Source organism: Flavobacterium sp. LK-23, from assembly GCF_058135255.1.
The window spans coordinates 1-21501 of record NZ_JBYUVT010000015.1; the positions used below are offsets into that span (position 1 = coordinate 1).

Below are 21501 nucleotides of genomic sequence, written 5' to 3' on the forward strand. Positions count from 1 at the left end.
TGAGCCCGATACAATATCGAGCTCATTATTATCAAACTTAATTATAAATTTGTCTAAACTTTTGGGTGCAGTCTATTTGAAGAGGCTTTTCTGTTTATGAGAATTGCGTAACGTTTTTCAAATTGTCTGGGAAATAGAGTTCCGATAAATTGGTAAACTCATCTCCACGCATAAATATGTTGATGTCAACATCTGCAAATGAGGTTTTTCCGGCTGCAGCCAAAAGTTCGTTTGCCGCATGAAGTGTGTTTTTATGAAAATGATACACTCTTTCAGATTTATCAGTAACAACCAAACCTTTCATCAACATTTTGTTTTGAGTTGCTACTCCTGTTGGACATTCATTATTATGACAGCGTAAGGCTTGAATACAGCCTAAAGAGAACATAAAGCCTCTTGCGCTGTTACACATATCTGCACCCAACGCAATGGCATGTAAAATAGAATAACCAGAAATGATTTTTCCGCTTCCAATAATGCGCATTTTATCGCGAATACCTAAACGTATCAAAGTTTTATTCACAAAAATCAAAGCAGGCTCAAAAGGCATTCCTACTCCGTCTGCGAATTCAAGCGGAGCAGCTCCAGTTCCACCTTCTGCACCATCGACAGTGATAAAATCGGGATAGGTGTCTTCATTAATCATCTCTTGGCAGATTGCTTCAAACTCCTCAGTATTACCAATACATAGTTTAAATCCGATTGGTTTTCCGTTTGATAACTCGCGTAATTGCTTAATAAATTGAATTAATCCATTGGCATCAGAAAAAGCATGATGGCCTGGAGGAGAAAGAATCATAGTATGTGGCACAACACCTCTAATTTTAGCAATTTGTTCTGTGTTTTTAGCAGCAGGCAATACACCTCCATGACCTGGTTTTGCACCTTGAGAAATTTTAATCTCGATCATCTTTACATTTGGAAGATTTGCTTTTTCAGAAAAATTTTCTGGACTAAAATTTCCTTCTGCATCACGACAGCCAAAATATCCTGTACCAATCTGCCAGGTAATATCACCGCCTCCTGCAAGGTGAAATTCAGTTAGTCCACCTTCTCCTGTGTTTTGATAGAAATTCCCCTTTTTTGCTCCAATATTAATGGCGCGAACCGCATGTTCGCTCAACGAACCAAAACTCATTGCCGAAACGTTAAATAAAGAAGCAGAATAAGGCTGTTTGCAATCTTTTCCTCCAACTAATACACGAGGTAATTCTTCGTTTACTTTTGCAGGGAAAATAGAATGCTTGATTCCTTCGTAGTTTTCTGTATTTAAGTTTAATTGTGTTCCGAACGGTGTACTAGAATCAATGTTTTTAGCTCTTTGATAAACTAAGGAGCGCTGGTTTCTAGAAAAAGGTTTTCCGTCTGTAGATCTTTCAATAAAATATTGCTGAATCTCAGGTGCAATCATTTCAAATAAATATCTGAAATAACCTAGAACAGGGAAGTTTCTTAAAATAGCGTGTTTTTCTTGAGATGCATTATAGACTCCTACAATCAGTAAGATTGGGATAATAAATACGAGTAAATAACCTCGTCCAGTATAGTAATAAATTGCAGCAACAATTAGAAACAATAAGAATCCGTAAATAAAAAATTTTTTTCTCATGTTTTTAAAAAATTAAATAGGTAATAAATGTGATAATTAGTTGAATCTTAAACGTACATAAACGTGTTTGATTCCTTTTTTGTCTGACTCTCTTTCGTCGATTTCCAGAATATCGGTTAATGATTTAAGCATTGGTGTCAATTTAGAGAAACCATAGTTTCGAGGGTCAAATTCGGGTTTTTTCTTGACGATCAGATTTCCGACGTCACCAAGAAATGCCCAACCATCGTCATCTTCAATATCTTCGATAGTAGCTTCAATCAGTTCAATAGTTTGTTTGTCAATTTTATGAAGTGCTTTCTCGGCAGGTTTTTCAATTGGCTTTTTGGTATCAGTAGCAGCTGTTTTAGGTTTTTTCTTTTGAATAGCTCCATCCAAAACCTCAATATAAATAAATCGGTCGCAGGCCACAATAAACGAGTTTGGTGTTTTCTTTTCTCCAATACCAATTACTTTCATACCCGATTCACGAAGTCTCACGGCAAGTCTTGTAAAATCGCTGTCGCTGGAAACAATGCAGAATCCATCCAATTTACCAGAGTATAGCAAATCCATTGCATCAATAATTAGAGCAGAATCTGATGAATTTTTTCCAACCGTGTAGCTATATTGTTGAATAGGGGTAATGGCATGTTCCAGTAAAACGCCTTTCCATCCATTTGCATTTGGTTTTGTCCAGTCGGCATAAATCCTTTTCGTAGTTGGCGTTCCTAGTTTGGCAATTTCTTCCATCATGCCTTTTACATTGCTATATGGCACGTTGTCTGCATCAATAAGGACTGCCAGTTTTAAATCTTTTGAATTGCTTAAAGGCATTTGTTAAATATTTAAAATTTAATACTCTCAAAGTTAAAATTAAAATTGGTTTTTATCAGAATTGAATGATGAATATGTGTAATTATTGGCACTAATTAGTTTCATTATAAATAAGATTTGATCTTTATAAAAATAATTAAAGATAAATTTGTCTTTTATTTAAAACCTGTATATCTTTGTGTGGAATTAATTAGGAATGTATGTTTTCAAAAGCGTGTGAGTACGGAATAAGAGCTTCAATATTTATTGCAACCAAATCTTCTAAAGGGATTAGGGTTGGAATAAAAGATGTTGCGAAAGAAATTGATTCGCCAGAACCATTTACAGCCAAGATTATGCAGATTTTAACCAAAAGCGGCATAATTCATTCAACAAAAGGAGTTGGGGGCGGATTTGAAGTTTCGCCAGAAACATCGAAAAAAATAAAGTTAATTCAGATTGTAGATGCTATTGACGGAAATAAAATATACAGCGGTTGTGGAATAGGATTGAAAGAATGCTCGGAAGAACATCCTTGTCCCGTTCATCACGAGTTTAAGAAAATAAGAGGACTGCTGTTAGAAATGCTTAAAAACACAACTCTGGAACAGCTAGCTTCTGATGTAAAATCGGGAGATTTCTTTCTTAAAGCGACAAATGCGAACAACTAATATTATTAAATATTTTAAAAATGAATACAAAAACCAAAATTTCAGTACTAATCCTAATGGGATTTTTAGCCGTTATTTCTTGCGGTAAAAAAGAAACAGCTCCAGCTGATCAAACAGAAACAACTGAGCCGTCTACAGAAGGAGAACAAGCTCCTGTAGCAGCAGCAACAGAGGAAAATGTTTTAGTTATTGAAGGAAATGACCAAATGCAATTTAATGTAAATGAATTGAAAGCTGTTGCCGGAAAACCAATCAAATTGACTTTGAAACACGTTGGTAAAATCCCGAAAGAAGCAATGGGACACAATTTAGTGATTTTACAAGAAGGAACAGATCAAGCTGCTTTTGCTTTAAAAGCTAATGATGCCAAAGCAACGGATTATATTCCGGAATCTGAAAAAGCTTCAATTATTGCACACACTAAGTTAATTGGTGGTGGAGAAGAAGACACAATCGAGTTTACAATTGATAAAAAAGGATCGTACCCATTTATTTGCTCTTTCCCTGGTCACGTAGCCATGATGAAAGGTGTATTAATTGTTGAGTAAATAACATAAACTCCAAATGCTGTAAATAGGTTTGGAGTTTTTTTAAAAACAAATAAAAGATAATTTTGTCTTTTATTAATTAATTTCCCCCCAAGAGAAATGAAAAGAGAAAAAAAATTATGGATAGTTTTTGCATTGGTAATGAGTATATCATTTGCCGTGCTTGGTTATTACGGTTACGAGATTTATCAGCAGGCACCGCCAGTTCCAAAAGAAATAGTAACCGATTCTGGTAAAGTTGTCTTTAGCGAAAGCGAAATTAAAGACGGACAAAATATCTGGCAAAGTATAGGTGGCCAGGAAGTGGGATCTATCTGGGGACACGGCGCCTATGTGGCCCCAGACTGGACCGCAGATTGGTTGCATAGAGAGGCTGTTTTTATATTGGATATCTACGCAAAGAAAGATTTTAACCAGAAGTATGATGAATTAGATGCCGAAAAAAAATCGGCTCTAAAGGTTCGTCTTCAGAAAGATTTAAGAACCAATAGATATGATGCTGAAACAGGAGTGCTTACCATTTCTGAAAACCGTTTGGCTGCGATTGAGTATTTAAGCGAGTATTATAAAGGTCTTTTTACAAATGATCCTCAATTTGATAAGTTAAGAGAAGAATATGCGATTCCGAAAAACTCTATTAAAGATGTTGAAAGAATGCATAAAATGAATGCTTTTTTCTTCTGGGCAACTTGGGCAACAGTTACCAATCGTCCTGATGGAGATATTTCGTATACACACAACTGGCCGTCAGATGAATTGGTTGGAAATACTGCCACTACAGAGCTTTTAGCTTGGTCTGGAGTAAGTATTATTTTATTGATTTTAAGTGTTGGAATCTTAGTTTTCTATCATGCAAAATCTGGTGAAGAGGAAGAATTTCCGCTGCCAAAAGAAGATCCGCTTATCAAGCAGGGCAAGACAAAATCTATGGGATTGGTAACCAAATATTTCTGGATTGTGAGTTTGTTGATGGTTCTGCAAATGGTTTTCGGAATTATTACTGCTCATTACGGAGTGGAAGGAAATGGTTTATACGGAATCCCAATTGACAAAATTCTGCCTTACGCTGTAACACGAACATGGCACACACAATTGGCCATTTTCTGGATTGCAACGGCTTGGCTGGCAACAGGACTATATATTGCTCCAGCAGTTTCGGGTAAAGATCCTAAATTTCAGTGTTTTGGTATCAACTTTCTGTTTATTGCGCTTTTGATTATTGTTTTAGGCTCAATGGTTGGACAATGGTTTGGAGTGATGCAAAAACTGAATTTGGTTCAGAATTTCTGGTTCGGACATCAAGGTTACGAATACGTTGACTTAGGCCGTTTCTGGCAGATTTTTCTTTTGGTTGGATTGTTTTTATGGCTGGCTTTAATGATTCGTCCGTTACTTCCAGTTTTAAAGAAAAAAACAGCAGAGAAAAACCTAATCATATTGTTCTTAGTTTCTTGTACTGCAATTGCCATGTTTTATGGAGCTGGATTAATGTGGGGAAGACAGACCAATTTAGCGATTGCAGAATATTGGAGATGGTGGGTAGTTCACCTTTGGGTTGAAGGATTCTTTGAAGTGTTTGCTACCGTTGTAATTGCATTCTTGTTTGTTCGTTTGGGATTATTAAAAACGAAAACGGCAACACTAAATGTTCTTTTTGCAACCATTATTTTCATGTCTGGAGGTATTTTAGGAACATTCCATCACTTATATTTCTCTGGAACACCAACAGCAATTATGGCTTTGGGGGCAACATTCAGTGCTTTAGAAGTGGTTCCGCTGACTTTAATCGGATTCGAAGCATATCAAAACTATAAAATCTCAAAATCAACGCAATGGATTGCCGATTATAAATGGCCCATTTATTTCATGATTTCTGTGGCCTTTTGGAATTTCCTTGGAGCCGGAATCTTCGGATTCATTATTAATCCGCCAATTGCATTGTACTATGTTCAAGGTTTAAATACAACGCCTTTACACGGACATACCGCATTGTTTGGAGTTTACGGAATGCTAGGAATTGGTCTGGTACTATTTGTACTCAGAAGTTTATACCGAAATGTAAGCTGGAATAATAAGCTGTTAAAAATTACTTTCTGGTCTCTAAATATTGGTTTATTCCTAATGGCAATTCTAAGCTTATTACCAATTGGAGTTTGGCAGGCAATTGAAAGCATCAATCACGGAATGTGGTACGCTCGTTCATCAGAATTAATGCAGCAGCCAACAATGATTACTTTAAAATGGCTTCGCGCTATTGGAGATTCTATTTTCGGAATCGGATTTATTACAATGGCTTGGTTTGTATTTGAACTGACATTAAAAAACAAAAAATAAAACACACAAAATATAATACAGATTATCATGGAAAATTTAAAAAACAAAACAATAGGATCTTTTGTAGCTGAAGATTTTAGAACGGCTGCAGTATTTTCAAAATACAGAATAGATTTTTGCTGCAAAGGAAACCGAACAGTTACTGAAGTATGCGAAAAACAAAATATTGATGCCGATACTTTATTAGAAAATGTATTACAAGTTGTACAATCAGAAAACAGCGGAACAATTGATTTTAATTCATGGCCCTTAGATTTATTGGCAGATTATATTGAGAAAACGCATCACCGTTATGTAGAAGAAAAAACAAACGTTTTGCTTCCGTTTTTAGATAAATTATGCAAAGTGCACGGCGTAAATCATCCAGAATTATTTAAAATAAACGAACTGTTTATTGGCTGTGCCGGAGAGTTATCTCAGCACATGAAAAAAGAAGAATTGGTATTGTTTCCTTTTGTAAAAAGAATGGTGAAAACAAAAGAATCTGATGGAATTTTATCTCAGCCATCTTTCGGAACAGTTTCAAATCCGATTGCGATGATGATGCACGAACACGATAATGAAGGCGAGCGATTTAGAGAAATAGCTGCGTTGACCGATAATTACACTCCGCCAGCAGATGCTTGCACAACTTACAGAGTAACTTTTGCAATGCTAAAAGAGTTTGAAGCAGATTTGCATAAACACATTCATTTGGAAAATAATATCTTATTCCCAAAAGCAGTTGTTTTAGAAAAAGACTTTGTTGAAGTAGAATAAAGGTTAATTTTAATAGTTTGAAAACATCGGTAATAATCTTCTAAAATGATAATTATCGGTGTTTTGTTTTTAAACCATATAAGGAATATAAGTTCATTTTAGCAAACCTTATAATTTCTTATATTACTTATATGGTTTAACTGTTTAATGTGTTTAAAAGTTATAATATGAATTCTCAAAAAGCGTGGATACTTTGCTGTTTTTTTAATTTTCTGATGGCTTGCGTTTTCGGATTATTAATGCGCCTTATGTATCTCTTTCCCTTGGATTTTTTAAACTACAGTTTTCTGCTTCACGCACATTCGCATGTTGCCATGTTAGGCTGGGTTTATTTGATCGTTTATGTTTTGATTGTTCATTTTTTTATTCCGGAAGAAAAAAGTCAGAAACCTATTTACAACCGCTTATTTTGGCTGACTGAATTTTCTGTTATTGGAATGATGATCGCTTTTCCAATTCAGGGCTATGCTTTGTTTTCCATTATTTTTTCGACAATGCATATTTTACTCAGTTATGTTTTTTGCCGTTTGGTTTGGAAAGATAGTCTAAGAGATAAATCTCCATCGCAAAGACTTTTGTCGGTTTCGATTCTATTTATGATTTTGTCAACTTGTGGAGTTTGGTGCCTCGGACCAGCTGTAAGTACCTTAGGAAAACAAAGCGCTTTTTATCAAATTGCGATTCAGTTTTTTCTTCATTTTCAATTTAACGGCTGGTTTATTTTGGCAATTTTGGCTTTGTTTTTAAAACAATTTCAAGAAAAGATTGATGAGGTAAAATTTAAGAAGTTTTACATTCTAATGGTTATATCTACGATATTGACAGTTTGTTTTCCAGTTCGCTGGTTCATAGGAAATGATATTTTAAGTTATATGAATGTTTGTGGAGTTATAATTCAATTGTGCGCTTTTATTTATTTCTATAAAATGTTGCAACCACAAATAAATCATTTCAAAAATACTTTAGACAAAACGACTAAAATGGTTTATAGTTTGGCTTTATGTTCTTTGTTTTTGAAAGTTGGAATTCAAATGCTGATTATTTTCCCAAACTTAGCTGAAGTTTCACATCAAATTAGAAGTTTTGTTATTGGATTTATTCATTTAACGACTTTGGGAATCATAACTGGATTTTTGTTTGGAATTCTTCTTCAAAATAAAATGCTTTCTGCCAATTCTGTCCTATTAAAAATAGGAGTGAAGGTTTTTATTTTGGGATATATTTTGACAGAAGTTTTGTTGTTTCTTCAAGGTTGGTTCTTCTTTTTTGGAGAAGGAAGTATTCCAGGATATTTTCAAAGTATTTTGATTTTTAGTATTCTTTTGGTTTTGGGATTGGTTTTAATAATGACTTCAATAATTAAACGAAAATCATATTTCCATAGTATCTAAGTCTCCGCGAGAAGGCATATTTATAGCAGAGAGATGACATATTGTAAAGCTTCGGAGAAGCGAAATATTTCTAGAAAAATCTAGATCAACTACATAGAGAGCTCCAGCGGAGCGACATATTTATAGAATGATATTAAGAATATAATTTGTTAACCTGATAAATATTTCGCTCCGCTGGAGCTTTTTATCTTCGTCAAATGTTTTCTATAAATATTTCGCTTCTCCGAAGCTTGACTTAGCTTTTTAAATAAAAAACAAGAGTCAATTTCTGCTTAGAAATTGTACTCTTGTTTCTACTAATTAACCTATTTAAATATCTATATTTTTCCAGCTTCTAGATTTATTGCTTCAATTGTTTTTTCATTATTTACGCCTAAACCTTCCTGTTGAAATACTAATTCTCCTTCTGGATTAAAAACACTTATGATGTTTGAATGCGAAAAATCTATTGGAGAAATTTTCTTATAATTTACAGCTAAAACAGCTGCAAATTCACGGGTGTTTTCTTCAGTTGAACGAAGGAAAATCCAAGGATCTTGATTCATTTTATTTTCAATTGCAAACGATTTTAATCTTTCGGGTGTATCTGTATTAGGATCAATACTGACCAAAATCAATTTGACATGCTGTTTGGTTTTTTTCTCCAGTTTTGACTCTATATCCCGCATATCGGCAACTAATCTAGGGCAAGCCGATTTGCAACTGGTATAAATCATCACCATTACCAAAACATTTCCTCTAAGTGATTTTAATTCAATATCTTTTCCATCTTGTGTTGTCCATTTAGAAGGCAGGTTGTAAATTGATAAATCGCTGATTTCCTTTTTTGTTTCTGCTTTTACTTCTTTTTTATCAGACTCTTTGCAACTGTAAAGCGAGAATAAGAGAAGAAAAGCAACTGCTATTTTTTTCATTATAAAATAATTTTAAATTAGATTTTCGGTTTTGTCGCGCTGGCACATCTAAATCCAAGATTTCGTGTAGAATACTGTGCTTTCAAGCTTCCTCTGAATGCATAGCGCATAAATGCGGCATAATCCATTAAATCGGATGCATTTACAGAAGCGCTTCCGCAGAAGAGATTTTTATCGGTGCTTTTATCTTTTCTCGACTCTCCTGATAAAAAGATACTATTAAAATCAGAAGTCCATTCCCAAACTAAACCGTGCATATCGTAAACGCCCCAATAATTTTTAAAAGTTTTTCCAATTTCATTTTCATACGTTCTCGATTTCTCATACCAAGACAAAATATATTCGTTGAATTCTTTTTTGGTCCGCGCATCGATTTTTCTGGTGTCGGCCATTGCTACATATTCCCATTCATCCATTGTCGCTAATCGTTTTCCTTGACATTCACAGTACTTTTTTGCTGCAAACCAAGATACACTTGTTACTGGCGATTTAGAATTGGCATTTCCAAAATCAAAATCAGTTGTCCAATAAGACAAATAGCTTTTATCAGCAAAAATTCCTTTAATCTTAGATTTTTGATAAGAAGGATTTTTTTTGACAAATTCTAAAAACTCGCTATTGGTTACAGGGTAAATGTCTATGAAAAAAGGTTTTACTATAACAGGTTTTTGAGAAACAGCTCCATAAAGAGGGACATAAGATCCCTCTTTTATGAATGCCATCCCTTTTTCCTGAGCCTTCATGACACTAACCGCAGAGAAAAAGAAAATTGTAAGTATGAAAATGTATTTTTTCATTCTAGGAGTTTTGCTGTTATCGTAAAGCTTTAACCATTTCTGGTGTGACTTCTGTTTTATTGTTGCCCCAGCTATTATAAATGTAAGTCAATACATTTGCGATTTCATCATCAGATAAATTTTGAGCAGGCATTACGTTGTTGTATTTTTTACCGTTAACGGTTACTTCTCCAGTTAAACCATGAAGAATTGTTTTAATTGCACGTTTAGAATCGGCATTTAAATAATCTGATTTTGCTAGAGGAGGAAAAGTACTTGGAATTCCTTGTCCTTCAGATTGGTGGCAAGCGAAACATGTGGTTCCAAAGATTTCTTTACCAATTTTAACTTTCTCTTCAACAGTACGTTTCGGAACTGCAACTTTTGCAGTTGAGGTTCCTGGCATTTTTTGTATTGTTCCGCCTTCAGGCAAGTAAATACCCTCTTGAATGGTTCCTGAGTAAATGTTTTTATTTTCTTTTCCTTCAACTTTAAGCATTCCTAAAGCCCCTTTATTAAATGCTCTAAAAATAGAGTGATCAACTAAAATGAAAGTTCCTGGAGTTTCTACTTTAAAATCTACAATTGCCGCACCACCTGCAGGAATTAAAGTAGTCTGAACATTTTTATTTACTGTACTTCCACCTTCAACATGCACATTGTCAAATATTTCTCCAATAACGTGGAAAGAAGAAACTAAATTAGGCCCGCCATTTCCAACAAACAAACGAACAGTTTCGCCAACTTTAGCAGTCAATTCATTTCCATTTGTTAATGATCCCACTTTTCCGTTAAACACTACATAATCAGGAGTTTCTTTCACCGCTTTATTCATGTCAAACGGCTGAAGACCTTTTGCACCATATTCGCCTTGAGTATAAAAATCACCCTGCATTACATAGTATTCTTTATCAACAGGAGGAAGTCCGCCTTCTGGCTCAACCAAAATTAATCCGTACATACCATTTGCAATGTGCATTCCCACGGGAGCAGTAGCACAGTGATAAACATACAATCCAGGATTTATAACTTTAAAGCTGAATACTTTTTCGTGTCCTGGAGCTACAAGAGATGAGGTTGCTCCACCACCTGGACCAGTTACGGCATGTAAATCGATATTGTGAGGCAATTTGTTATCAGGATGGTTTTTTAAGTGAAATTCAACTTCATCGCCAACACGAGTTCTAATAAAGCTTCCTGGAACAGAACCTCCAAATGTCCAATAGGTATATTTTACTCCATCAGTCATTGTTCCTTCTTGTTCTTTAATTTCCATGTTTAGTTTCAGTTTCATCGCTGTTCTGCTTCCGACTGGTTTAGGAACATGAGGAGGAGATGTAAGTTCGGCATCCATTTCTCCTTCAGTCATAATATTTGCATACGACTTGTCTTCATTTTTTTTGCAGCTTCCTAAAATGAGCAACATAAATAACGTGCAGATAAGAAAGCTCGTTTTAATCCAGATTTTGATAGTTCTTTTCATGATATATTTAGATTTAGTTTTGCGTTAAATTTCTAAACAAAAATAAAAGACTTATTTGTCCTTTATTATGATATTAATCATGTTTTTACACAATTACAGAGCTAAGGGGCTTTTTATGGATTAAATAAATAGATGTAAAATCTTATATTTCTTTTGTGACAGAATATTTTTTAATAAAAATAATTGAGGCTCTTCATTTTAAATTAATAATGATTATTTTTGCTCGCTGATTAAGTAAAAAAAATTACTACATATATTATGGTAAAAGATTTATTCGAAAGAATTCAGGACAATAAAGGACCTTTAGGAAAATGGGCTTCTCAAGCAGAAGGTTATTATGTTTTCCCAAAGTTAGAAGGAGAGTTGGGTCCTAGAATGCAATTTCACGGAAAAAATATTTTAAACTGGAGTTTAAATGATTATTTAGGTTTAGCCAATCATCCAGAAGTTCGTCAGGCAGATACTGATGCAGCAATTCAATTTGGTGCAGCGTATCCGATGGGAGCTCGTATGATGTCTGGACACACTACGTACCACGAACAATTAGAGAATGAATTGGCAGAGTTCGTAATGAAAGAATCTGCTTATTTATTAAATTTTGGTTACCAAGGAATGGTGTCTATTATTGATGCTTTGGTTACTAAAAATGACATTATTGTTTATGATGTAGATTCACATGCTTGTATCATTGATGGTGTTCGTTTGCATATGGGTAAACGTTTCACATACAAACACAATGATTTGGAAAGTATGGAGAAAAACCTGCAGCGTGCTACTAAAATGGCAGAAGAAACAGGCGGAGGTATTTTATTCATTACTGAAGGTGTTTTTGGAATGCGCGGACAGCAAGGAAAATTAAAAGAAATTGCTGAATTAAAGAAAAAATACAATTTCAGATTATTAGTAGATGATGCTCACGGTTTTGGTACTTTAGGTAAAACTGGTGCCGGAGCAGGTGAGGAGCAAGGAGTTCAAGATCAAATTGATGTTTACTTCTCTACTTTTGCAAAATCTATGGCTAACATCGGTGCTTTTGTAGCGGCTGATAAAACAGTTATCGATTACTTGAAATACAACTTACGTTCTCAAATGTTTGCTAAAGCTTTACCAATGATTCAAACAATTGGTTCTTTAAAACGTTTAGAGTTATTGCGTAAATCTTCTGCAATTAAAGATAAACTTTGGGAAAACGTAAATGCATTGCAAAGCGGTCTTAAAGAAAAAGGATTTAACATTGGAGATACCAATACTTGTATTACGCCAGTTTACTTAGAAGGAAGTATTCCGGAAGCTATGGTAATGGTAAACGATTTAAGAGAAAATTACGGAATTTTCCTTTCTATTGTGGTTTATCCAGTTATTCCAAAAGGAATTATTTTGTTAAGAATGATTCCAACTGCTTCTCACACTTTAGCCGATATTGAAGAGACTTTAACAGCATTTGAAGCGATCCGTGAGAAATTAGTTAACGGAACTTATAAAGAAATTGCTGAACGCACAACTGTTGACGTTTCGTAAATTCTTGTAAAAATAGATTTCCTTAAGTGGGAATTATGTAAAAAAATCCATTCGTTCTACGAATGGATTTTTTTTTATTTGAGGTAACTTTATGTCATAATCACAAAATAAAAATAAAGAATTATGAAAAAAGTACTAACACTAATAGCTGTACTTTCCTTGTCGGTTTTTGCTTCTTGTAAAAAAGAAACAACGACAATAGAGCCAGTACAAATTACACCTAGTCCGCCAAAAGAAGCTGAACTTGTAGAGCCTGCGGGAGATCAATGTTATGCTTGGCGATTGAACGGAAGTATTATAGAAATGAGTTTTAATGTTAATTCCCATCAGGAAGTAAACGGAAAATTAAGCTATAATTTGGTTGGAAAAGATAAAAACGAGGGAACCTTAATCGGGAACATGAAAGGCGATACTTTAATTGCTGATTATACCTTTAATTCGGAAGGAGTTTCATCTGTAAGAGAAGTTGCTTTTCTACAAAAAGATGGAACTTTTATTGAAGGATACGGCGACGTGGTAACCGCTAATGATAAGGTTTCTTTTAAAGATAAATCAAAACTGAAATTTGATCCAAAAAATACTTTGGTAAAAGTGGATTGCAAAGTAGAGTAATGATGTGTTTTATAAAAGTGAAAAATCCATTCGTTTGGGGGCGAATGGATTTTTTTTATAGTTAATTTTCTAAAACTGAAAACTGTGACCGTGACTAAAAACTAAAATTAAAGATTCTTCAAATAAGTCTTTCTCTGACAGTGAATAACTGGATCAAAGTTTTTCCAAAGCAAATGGATTGCATTATTTTCTAATAATTCTGGAGTTCTAATGCAATTTCTAATTCCTTTTTCTGAAAAAGTTTTGTAATATTCATCAAAAATTAATGCCGTTACACCTTTGTTCTGGTAATCTGGATGGACACCAATTAAATAAAAAACAACATCTTTACTGTGTTTTTTAGCCTTTAATAATTGTAGAAAACCAAACGGAAATAATTTTCCTTTTATTTTTTGCAGTGCTTCTGTAAAACTTGGCATTACAATGCTAAAAGCGACTAAATTATCATCTTTATCAACAACAAACTTAATATATTCTGGATTGATGAAACTGATGTATTTCTTTTTGAAATATTCTTTCTGTATATCAGAAATCGCTACAAACGAAGCCAGTTTCTCGTAAGATTCATTAAACAAATCAAACATTTTGTCTACGTGAGGCATAATGTCTTTTGTTTTGGTAAAAGTTAGAGATCTTACTTCGTAACGTTTTTTGATTAAAGCCACAGCTTTCTGAAAGAACTCTGGTTTTACATTTGAAAAAGGGAAGATACTTTCGATATATTGTTTTTCAACCTGAAATCCTAATTGTTCAAAATGAGTTACATAATAAGGATGATTATACCAAGTAATCATGGTTCCAACCTGATCATAACCTTCGGTAAGAACACCAACTTTGTCTAGATTTGAGAATCCCATTGGGCCTTCAGCATGCTCTAAGTTGTGTTTTCTTCCTAATTCATAAACTTTTTCTAGAAGTGCTTTTGTAACTTCAATATCATCAATTACATCAAACCATCCAAAACGAACTTTTCTTTTATGCTGATTATTAACTTCAGACCAATTGATAATGGCAGTAATACGGCCAACAATTTTATTGTCTCTGTATGCTAGATAAAAATAAGCTTCAGCATTATCAAATGCAGGATTTTTGGTTTTGTCAAAAGATTCCAACTCGTCTGAAATGATAGGTGGTACCCAATACGGATTGTCCTTATATAATGAGAAAGGAAATTTAATGTATTCGGTTAATTCTTTCTTGCTTTTGGCTTCTTTAATTGTAATCATTAGGTGGTATTGAAAGTCCTTAAAAAAGGATCTAGTTATTTATGCTTTATTCGTATTTTGCTTTACGTTTTCTTTCTTTTTCCTGATAATCAACTTTTTTCTCGTTGTCAGGATTCTTTTTAGCTCTATCTGCCGCTTTGTTTTCAATTTGTTTTTCTTTGTACCATCCGTCATAACGCCATGATACACCAACGCCTCCATATACAATAGATGGTGTGTTTTTGAAATTAGTACTTATAGAAGCATCAACCTGCATATTCGAAGATAGCAAAAAAGCAGCTCCAGCACGAAGGATTGAATCGCTATAAAAATCACTTTTATGTCCTTGGTTTTCAATAAAACCAGACCATCTATCATTGAATCCGTGCGTCAAAGTTAAGATATATCCGTAACTTGGATAGTCTGTACTGATATAATCTGCAAAAATATTAGTTACAAACACCCAAGATCCGCCTCCTAGCAAGTTTTGCGTGATCAATGAAACTTTAGGTGAAATAGCTCCATCTGGAGAAAAATAGTACGGATTATTTGCGCCAACAAAATTAGCTCCAGCAAAAACCGAAACCGCTGGAATTAATTCGCGCCATTGAAAATTACGATTGGCTCTATAGCTGTAAATGTTTACTTCTCTCTTATAGTTTTTGTATGGATCATAAATAAGATATTTAGCTCCTAAAACCGTTTGTCTGAAATTATTCTTTTTGTAACTAGTATACGGAGTATCAAAGTTTTCTGTTTGATATTGTAAATCTACAACAAACTCTAGCTGTTCTAAAAAAGCGCCATATCTTAGGGTTAAATCTGTACCAAATCCGCTGGCGTCGTAATCTAATAAATCGTGCTTTTCTTTAATGCCATAAACACCAAGTTCGGCCTGAATTACAGATTTTCCGACAGCATATGCTGACATGGTTTCTCCTGGGCGGTTGGAATTAATAACATCAGTGTATTGTGCAAAAAACAGTTGTGGAATAAAAAAAAGTACCGGGGCAAGTAAGTTTTTAATTTTGGACATATAATTTTTTTTGGATTAAAAAATAATAACGCATTTCAAATGTACATATTTTATTATTTATTTAAGATTCATATTTTATTTTTAAGGAATGGATTTATTAATTTTGGAAAAAAATATATAGTTATGCAAGAAGCATCATTTTCAGGTTTGTTTAAAACCATCATGTGGGTTATAGCTTTTTATTACATTTTTAAATTTTTAGCTAGAATCTTTTTGCCAGTATTGGTAAAAAAGGCGGTAGAAAATGCTAGTGAAAATTTTCAAAGACAGCAACAGCAGTATAATCAAAGCAATACGTATCAGAACAAACAATATACAAATAATAATGATGAAATAATCATTAATACCGCTAATGCTAAAAACCCGCGCGAAACCAAAAAAGTGGGAGAGTATGTCGATTACGAAGAAATAGATTAGATTTGTGTCCTGAAAATTTAGGATTCATTTTAACCCAAACTAGCCAAAATTGAAAATAGTAAATAAGTTCTATCCGCATGCCCTTGTTATCTTGGGCTTTATTTTTGTTTCGTTAATTTATTTTTATCCAGTTCTGCAAGGAAAGCAAATCTTCCAGTCTGATATTGCTCAATACACCGGAATGGCAAAAGAGCAAAACGATTTTAGAGCAACGGAAAATGCTGAACCTTATTGGACAAACTCTGCTTTTGGAGGTATGCCAACCTATCAGCTTGGAGCAAATTATCCAAACGATTTTATTGGTAAAGTTGATGACGTACTGCGTTTTCTTCCGCGTCCTGCAGATTACTTATTTTTATATTTCCTTGGTTTTTATGGCTTATTATTGGTTTTAAAAACAGATCCTTTAAAAGCCTTTATAGGTTCAATTGCGTTTGGTTTTTCAACCTATATGATCATTATTTTAGGAGTTGGGCATAATGCTAAAGCGCATGCTATTGCCTATATGCCTTTGGTGATTGCTGGGTTTATACTCGTCTTTCAGAAGAAGTATATTAAGGGAGGTCTGCTCACCATGTTTGCCGTAGCACTAGAAATTAGTGCCAATCACTTCCAAATGACCTATTATTTATTGATTTTCTTATTGATACTTTCAGGTTATTATGCTTACAATTTTATTAAAGAAAAAGATTTTAAAGGACTTCTAATTTCTTGTGGAGTTTTATTAGTTGCAGGGATTTTTGCCTTAGGTGCCAATGCAGGTAATTTAATGGCAACCAACGAATATGCTAAATACAGTATCAGAGATAAAAGCGAGTTGACTTTTAATCCAGACGGATCTAAAAATGAAACGACTGCTTCTATGACTACAGATTATATTACAGAATATAGTTATGGTATTGCAGAAAGTTTAAATTTAATTGCACCAAGAATTTTTGGAGGTTCAAGTCACGAAAACGTGGGTACAGATAGCCGCATGTATGCATTTATGCTTGAGCAGGGAGTTCCTGCATCTCAAGCTCAGGATTTTGTTTCTGGAATGCCAACGTATTGGGGAGATCAGCCAATCGTTTCTGCACCAGCTTATATTGGAGCTGTAGTTTTCTTTTTAGCAGTTTTAGCTTTATTTATAGATGAAAGAAAGATTAAATATGTTTTTCTTACCGGAGCACTTTTTACTTTGGTGCTTTCTTGGGGGAAAAACTTCTCTTTATTGACAGACTTTTTTATAGAATATGTTCCTCTTTACGATAAATTTAGAGCTGTATCTTCAATTCAGGTTATTTTAGAATTATGTTTCCCTGTTTTAGCCGTTATGGGATTACAATCATTCTTTAAAGCTAAAGATGAGCCAAAATTGCAGCAGAAAGCATTAGTGCAAACAGGCGTTTTTGGTTTAGGAATACTTGTTATTTTGCTAATTGCTAAAAGTTTCTTCCATTTTACAGGAACTAGTGATCAATATTTCTTAGAAAGTTACGGGCCAGGTTTCGTTGATGCTTTAAAAGAAGACAGAATGACGATGTATTATGCAGATTTACTAAGATCTGGATTCTTAATTATAGTGACATTTGTAGTGCTTTGGATGTTTGTAAAGAATAAATTCTCTCAGACAACTACTTTAGTTGTAGTTGGGTTGGTAATGATTTTTGATTTATTCTTTGTAGATAAAAAATACGTTTCTGCCAAAGATTTTGTCAGCCCTGTTCAGATTGCAGCTCCTTTTCAAGAAACGCAGGCAGATTCTCAGATATTAAAAGACACTTCGGTTTATCGTGTGTTTGACCTTCAGGGACAATTGCAAGGTAGATCTTCTTATTTCCATAAAACAATTGGAGGTTATAGTGCTGTAAGACCTAGAAGGATGCAGCAATTGTACGATTATCAAATTGCTAAAAATAACCTTGAAATACTAAATATGTTAAATGTTAAGTATGTAATTCAAGTAGATAAGGATGGAAACCAAATTCCTGCTGTTAATCCAGACGCTAACGGAAATGCTTGGTTTGTGGGTGCAGTAAAACTGGTAAATAAACCAGACGATGTAATGAAAGCGCTAAACACTTTAGACACTAAAAAAGTGGCAGTTTTCAATGTTCACGAACATGAAGGTAAATTCCCGAACGCTCGTCTAAAAAAGCCTTGGGATACAACTGGAACGATAAAAGTAGTAGAATACAAACCAAATTATATCAAATACAAATCTGAAAATAGCGGAGATGGTTTAGCTGTTTTCTCTGAAATGTATTATAAAAATGGATGGAACGCTTATATTGATGGTAAACTAACAGATCATTTCCCTGTTGATTATGTTTTGAGAGCAATGGAAATTCCTGCAGGAAAACATACTATTGAATTTAAATTCGAGCCTCAGATTATTCAAACTGGAGGAACCATTACGTTAATAAGCTCAATCGGAATGTTGTTGCTTTTAGCTGGAGGGATTTATTTTGAGAAATTCTACCGCAAAGATTCGCAAAAAAGTCACAGAGATACTCAAAATAATTAAAAAAAAATCTTTGCGATACTCAGTGTTGACTTTGTGAATCTCTGTGTAATTTAAATATGGAACAAAAAAAACTTTTAATAATTACCTATTATTTTCCACCTGCGGGAGGGCCTGGTGTACAGCGTTGGCTGAAATTTGTAAAATATCTGCCTGAATTTGATGTACAACCAATAGTTTATGTTCCAGAAAACCCAACTTATCCAATTGTTGATGAAGGTTTGGTAAGTGAAATATCAGATAAAGTAATCGTTCTAAAGAATAAAATATGGGAGCCTTATCAATTGGCTTCTATTTTTTCTAAAAATAAAACCAAGAAAATCAGTTCAGGGATTTTTCCGCAAAAGAAAAAACAGACTTTTTTGGATAAAACGTTTCTTTGGGTTCGTGGAAATCTTTTTATTCCAGATGCACGTGTGTTTTGGGTAAAACCATCAGTTTCTTATTTAGAAAAATACATTAAGGAAAATAATATTGATACGATTGTAACTTCTGGGCCGCCACACAGTTTGCACTTAATTGGTTTAGAATTACAGCAAAAATTAAAAGTGAAATGGTTCGCTGATTTTCGCGATCCTTGGACAACAATTGGGTATCATAAAGCGCTTCGTTTATCTTCTTATGCCGAAAAAAAACATAAGAACTTAGAACACAAAGTGCTTAATTCTGCAGACGAAATCATTGTAACAAGTAAAACTACAAAAGCTGAATTTGAGGCTATTACCAATAAGCCAATTACGGTAATCACAAACGGTTACGATGTTGAAACTGTCGAAAAACAGACGCTAGACACTAAATTTACCTTAGCCCATATTGGTTCATTTTTGTCTGATAGAAATCCGCCATTTTTATGGGAGGTTTTAGTGGAGTTGTTGCAAGAAGTTTCAGAATTTAAGGCACATTTAGAAATAAAATTAATTGGAGCAGTAAGTCAAGAAGTTCTAGATGCTATTCAAGAGCATCATTTAAATGATTATTTGAATTTAGTGGGTTACGTTTCTCACAAAGAAGCCGTTGAGCATCAAAGAAAATCTCAGGTTTTACTTTTAATAGAAATTAATTCTGAAGATACTAAAAGTATTATTCCAGGAAAATTGTTTGAATATATGGTCTCAAACCGTCCGATAATCGCTATCGGGCCTCAAGGTTCAGACTTTGCCGATATCGTTACGGAGACCAATACTGGAGTATTTTTTGATTATTCTGAAAAAGCGAAGTTAAAAAGTGTAATTTTGGACTTTTTTAATCAGTTTTTGGAAGGGAAATTACAATCGCATGGAATTGGTTTACAGCAATATTCAAGAAAAAACCTAACCAAACAATTAGCACAGCTGATTAGAGGATAATCATTTAAAAATAAAATACAATCTAAACTCAAGAAATGGGTATTGTCTTAAATCAGTCTTTTAAAAACACTATAATTACATACATTGGTTTTGGTATCGGAGCCATTAATACATTATACCTTTATCCTGTTTTTCTTGGAGCAACTTATTACGCATTAACCAATTATGTTACTTCTGCAGCAAACGTAATTATGCCTTTGTTTGCAATTGGAATGCAGAATACGCTTGTAAAGTTTTATTCGCAGTATGAAACAGAAGAAGAAAGAGAGCAGTTTTTGTCTTTTACAGCACTGTTTCCCATTTTAATGTGTATTCCGTTAGGGCTTATCGGAATCTTCTTCTACGACGATATAACCGATTTTGTTTCTAAAGAGAACCCAGTTGTTCGTGAGTTCATGCTTCTTATTCCGTTTATTGGAATCTGCATGGCCTATTTTGAGATATTTTACGCTTGGGCAAGAGTGCATATGCATTCTGTTTTTGGAAACTTTATTAAAGAAGTCGGTTTAAGACTGCTTTCTACATTTGCTTTGATCGGATTGTATTTCAATTGGATTAGTTTGGTTGAATTTGTTTACGTAACGGCAGGTATTTATTTTCTGGCTTTTATTGTCACAATGTTTTATGCATTTTACATTAAAAAGCCGAATTTCCAGATTACAATACCAGAAAATGTAAAAAGTGTAATGGAGTATACTTTTTATATTATCTTGTCAGGAAGCGTTGCCAATTTGCTTCTGGATGGAGATAAGCTGATGCTCAATCAATACATGAAGATTGAAAATATTGCTTATTATTCAGTTGCTACTTATATCGCTTTGGTTATTTCAGTGCCGAGCCGTGCCATGCATCAGATTGTGTACCCGATTACGGCCAAATTAATGCATGAAAACAAACATGACGAATTAAATCTGCTGTACAAAAAGACGTCAATTAACTTACAGATTGTCGGTGGATTTGTAATGCTGTGTATTTTTGTGAACATTCATCAATTGTATGAATTGGTTCCAAAAGAATACAGCGGAGGTATTTCAGTTGTATTTATGATTGGTCTTTCTAAGTATTTTGACTTGATTTTAGGAAATAATAACGCTATTATTTTCAATACCAAATATTACCGTATGGTATTGTATTTAGGATTAATGCTTGTTGTTCTGACTGTAATTCTAAACATGATATTTATTCCGATTTTCGGGATTTTTGGTTCTGCCTTTGCAACACTTTTGTCTATTACTTTGTATAGTTTGGCAAAACTGCTTTTTGTGGTGAAAAAACTTCATTTATACCCTTTTACAAAACAGACTATTCATTCGATGCTCTTAACCTTTGCATTGTTTTTATTGTTTTATTTTTGGGAATTTCCATTTTTTCAATTAATCAGTATTGCTTTAAAATCGATATTAGTAACTATTTTATATCTGTACTTGAATTATAAGTTTAAGATTTCACCAGATATCAATAATGTTATAGATTCAATTTTTAAAAAATTAGGTTTTAAAATTTGATCTGATTTTTCTGTAAAAAAGAAAGTAATTTAAAAATCGTAGCTTTTTTGTTTTTATATTTGTTAGAAAGGATAAC

18 protein-coding genes are annotated in these 21501 nt (G+C 33.8%); 11 read left to right on the top strand and 7 right to left on the bottom strand.

The window, feature by feature from the left end; all coding sequences use genetic code 11:
• Positions 1-94 precede the first annotated feature (94 nt).
• The gene (locus AC3Y25_RS18490; RefSeq protein WP_489903753.1) at positions 95-1609 is read right to left on the bottom strand and encodes an FMN-binding glutamate synthase family protein; all 1515 of its coding nucleotides are present in this window, start codon (positions 1607-1609) and stop codon (positions 95-97) included.
• 36 nt (positions 1610-1645) lie between these two features.
• Positions 1646-2425 carry an NYN domain-containing protein gene (locus tag AC3Y25_RS18495; RefSeq protein ID WP_489903754.1) on the bottom strand — a complete coding sequence of 260 codons (780 nt, stop codon included), beginning with the start codon at positions 2423-2425 and terminating at the stop codon, positions 1646-1648.
• A 200-nt stretch (positions 2426-2625) separates the two neighbouring features.
• Between AC3Y25_RS18495 and AC3Y25_RS18500 the strand changes: the two genes are divergently transcribed.
• From AC3Y25_RS18500 to AC3Y25_RS18520, 5 genes are all read left to right on the top strand, one after another.
• Positions 2626-3075, top strand: coding sequence for an RrF2 family transcriptional regulator (locus AC3Y25_RS18500; RefSeq protein ID WP_489903755.1), 450 nt, complete (start codon positions 2626-2628; stop codon positions 3073-3075).
• Between the two features lie 20 nt (positions 3076-3095).
• On the top strand, positions 3096-3623 hold the full coding sequence (gene azu / locus AC3Y25_RS18505) for an azurin (protein ID WP_489903756.1): 528 nt from the start codon (positions 3096-3098) through the stop codon (positions 3621-3623).
• A 99-nt stretch (positions 3624-3722) separates the two neighbouring features.
• Positions 3723-5957 (top strand): nitric-oxide reductase large subunit, encoded by a 2235-nt coding sequence (locus AC3Y25_RS18510; protein ID WP_489903757.1) that lies wholly within the window; start codon positions 3723-3725, stop codon positions 5955-5957.
• Positions 5958-5984: 27 nt separating this feature from the next.
• Complete coding sequence (ric, locus tag AC3Y25_RS18515) at positions 5985-6716, top strand: iron-sulfur cluster repair di-iron protein (RefSeq protein ID WP_489903758.1); 732 nt, start codon at positions 5985-5987, stop codon at positions 6714-6716.
• A 167-nt stretch (positions 6717-6883) separates the two neighbouring features.
• Complete coding sequence (locus AC3Y25_RS18520) at positions 6884-8107, top strand: hypothetical protein (RefSeq protein ID WP_489903759.1); 1224 nt, start codon at positions 6884-6886, stop codon at positions 8105-8107.
• 317 nt (positions 8108-8424) lie between these two features.
• Here AC3Y25_RS18520 and AC3Y25_RS18525 read toward each other — a convergent pair whose 3' ends face one another.
• The 3 genes from AC3Y25_RS18525 to nirK are packed head-to-tail and all read right to left on the bottom strand — an operon-like array spanning position 8425 to position 11280.
• Positions 8425-9021 (bottom strand): SCO family protein, encoded by a 597-nt coding sequence (locus AC3Y25_RS18525; RefSeq protein ID WP_489903760.1) that lies wholly within the window; start codon positions 9019-9021, stop codon positions 8425-8427.
• Positions 9022-9038: 17 nt separating this feature from the next.
• A complete protein-coding gene (locus AC3Y25_RS18530; RefSeq protein ID WP_489903761.1) occupies positions 9039-9818 on the bottom strand; it encodes a formylglycine-generating enzyme family protein in 780 nt (259 codons plus the stop codon).
• Positions 9819-9834: 16 nt separating this feature from the next.
• Positions 9835-11280, bottom strand: coding sequence for a copper-containing nitrite reductase (gene nirK, locus AC3Y25_RS18535; RefSeq protein ID WP_489903762.1), 1446 nt, complete (start codon positions 11278-11280; stop codon positions 9835-9837).
• 258 nt (positions 11281-11538) lie between these two features.
• Between nirK and capB the strand changes: the two genes are divergently transcribed.
• The gene (capB, locus tag AC3Y25_RS18540; RefSeq protein WP_095929960.1) at positions 11539-12798 is read left to right on the top strand and encodes a cysteate-C-fatty acyltransferase; all 1260 of its coding nucleotides are present in this window, start codon (positions 11539-11541) and stop codon (positions 12796-12798) included.
• 123 nt (positions 12799-12921) lie between these two features.
• Complete coding sequence (locus AC3Y25_RS18545) at positions 12922-13410, top strand: hypothetical protein (protein ID WP_379797907.1); 489 nt, start codon at positions 12922-12924, stop codon at positions 13408-13410.
• Positions 13411-13517: 107 nt separating this feature from the next.
• Here the strand turns inward: AC3Y25_RS18545 and AC3Y25_RS18550 are convergent, their stop codons facing one another.
• The gene (locus AC3Y25_RS18550) at positions 13518-14636 is read right to left on the bottom strand and encodes a GTP cyclohydrolase (protein WP_489903763.1); all 1119 of its coding nucleotides are present in this window, start codon (positions 14634-14636) and stop codon (positions 13518-13520) included.
• A 46-nt stretch (positions 14637-14682) separates the two neighbouring features.
• Positions 14683-15651, bottom strand: coding sequence for a transporter (locus AC3Y25_RS18555; protein WP_489903764.1), 969 nt, complete (start codon positions 15649-15651; stop codon positions 14683-14685).
• Positions 15652-15774: 123 nt separating this feature from the next.
• Between AC3Y25_RS18555 and AC3Y25_RS18560 the strand changes: the two genes are divergently transcribed.
• The 4 genes from AC3Y25_RS18560 to AC3Y25_RS18575 are packed head-to-tail and all read left to right on the top strand — an operon-like array spanning position 15775 to position 21425.
• The gene (locus AC3Y25_RS18560) at positions 15775-16068 is read left to right on the top strand and encodes a DUF4834 family protein (RefSeq protein ID WP_177210233.1); all 294 of its coding nucleotides are present in this window, start codon (positions 15775-15777) and stop codon (positions 16066-16068) included.
• A 49-nt stretch (positions 16069-16117) separates the two neighbouring features.
• Positions 16118-18577 (top strand): YfhO family protein, encoded by a 2460-nt coding sequence (locus AC3Y25_RS18565; RefSeq protein ID WP_489903765.1) that lies wholly within the window; start codon positions 16118-16120, stop codon positions 18575-18577.
• Between the two features lie 56 nt (positions 18578-18633).
• Positions 18634-19920, top strand: a complete 1287-nt coding sequence (locus AC3Y25_RS18570; RefSeq protein ID WP_489903766.1) for a glycosyltransferase family 4 protein — start codon at positions 18634-18636, stop codon at positions 19918-19920.
• Positions 19921-19955: 35 nt separating this feature from the next.
• The gene (locus tag AC3Y25_RS18575) at positions 19956-21425 is read left to right on the top strand and encodes an oligosaccharide flippase family protein (protein WP_250835415.1); all 1470 of its coding nucleotides are present in this window, start codon (positions 19956-19958) and stop codon (positions 21423-21425) included.
• The last annotated feature ends 76 nt before the right edge of the window (positions 21426-21501 follow it).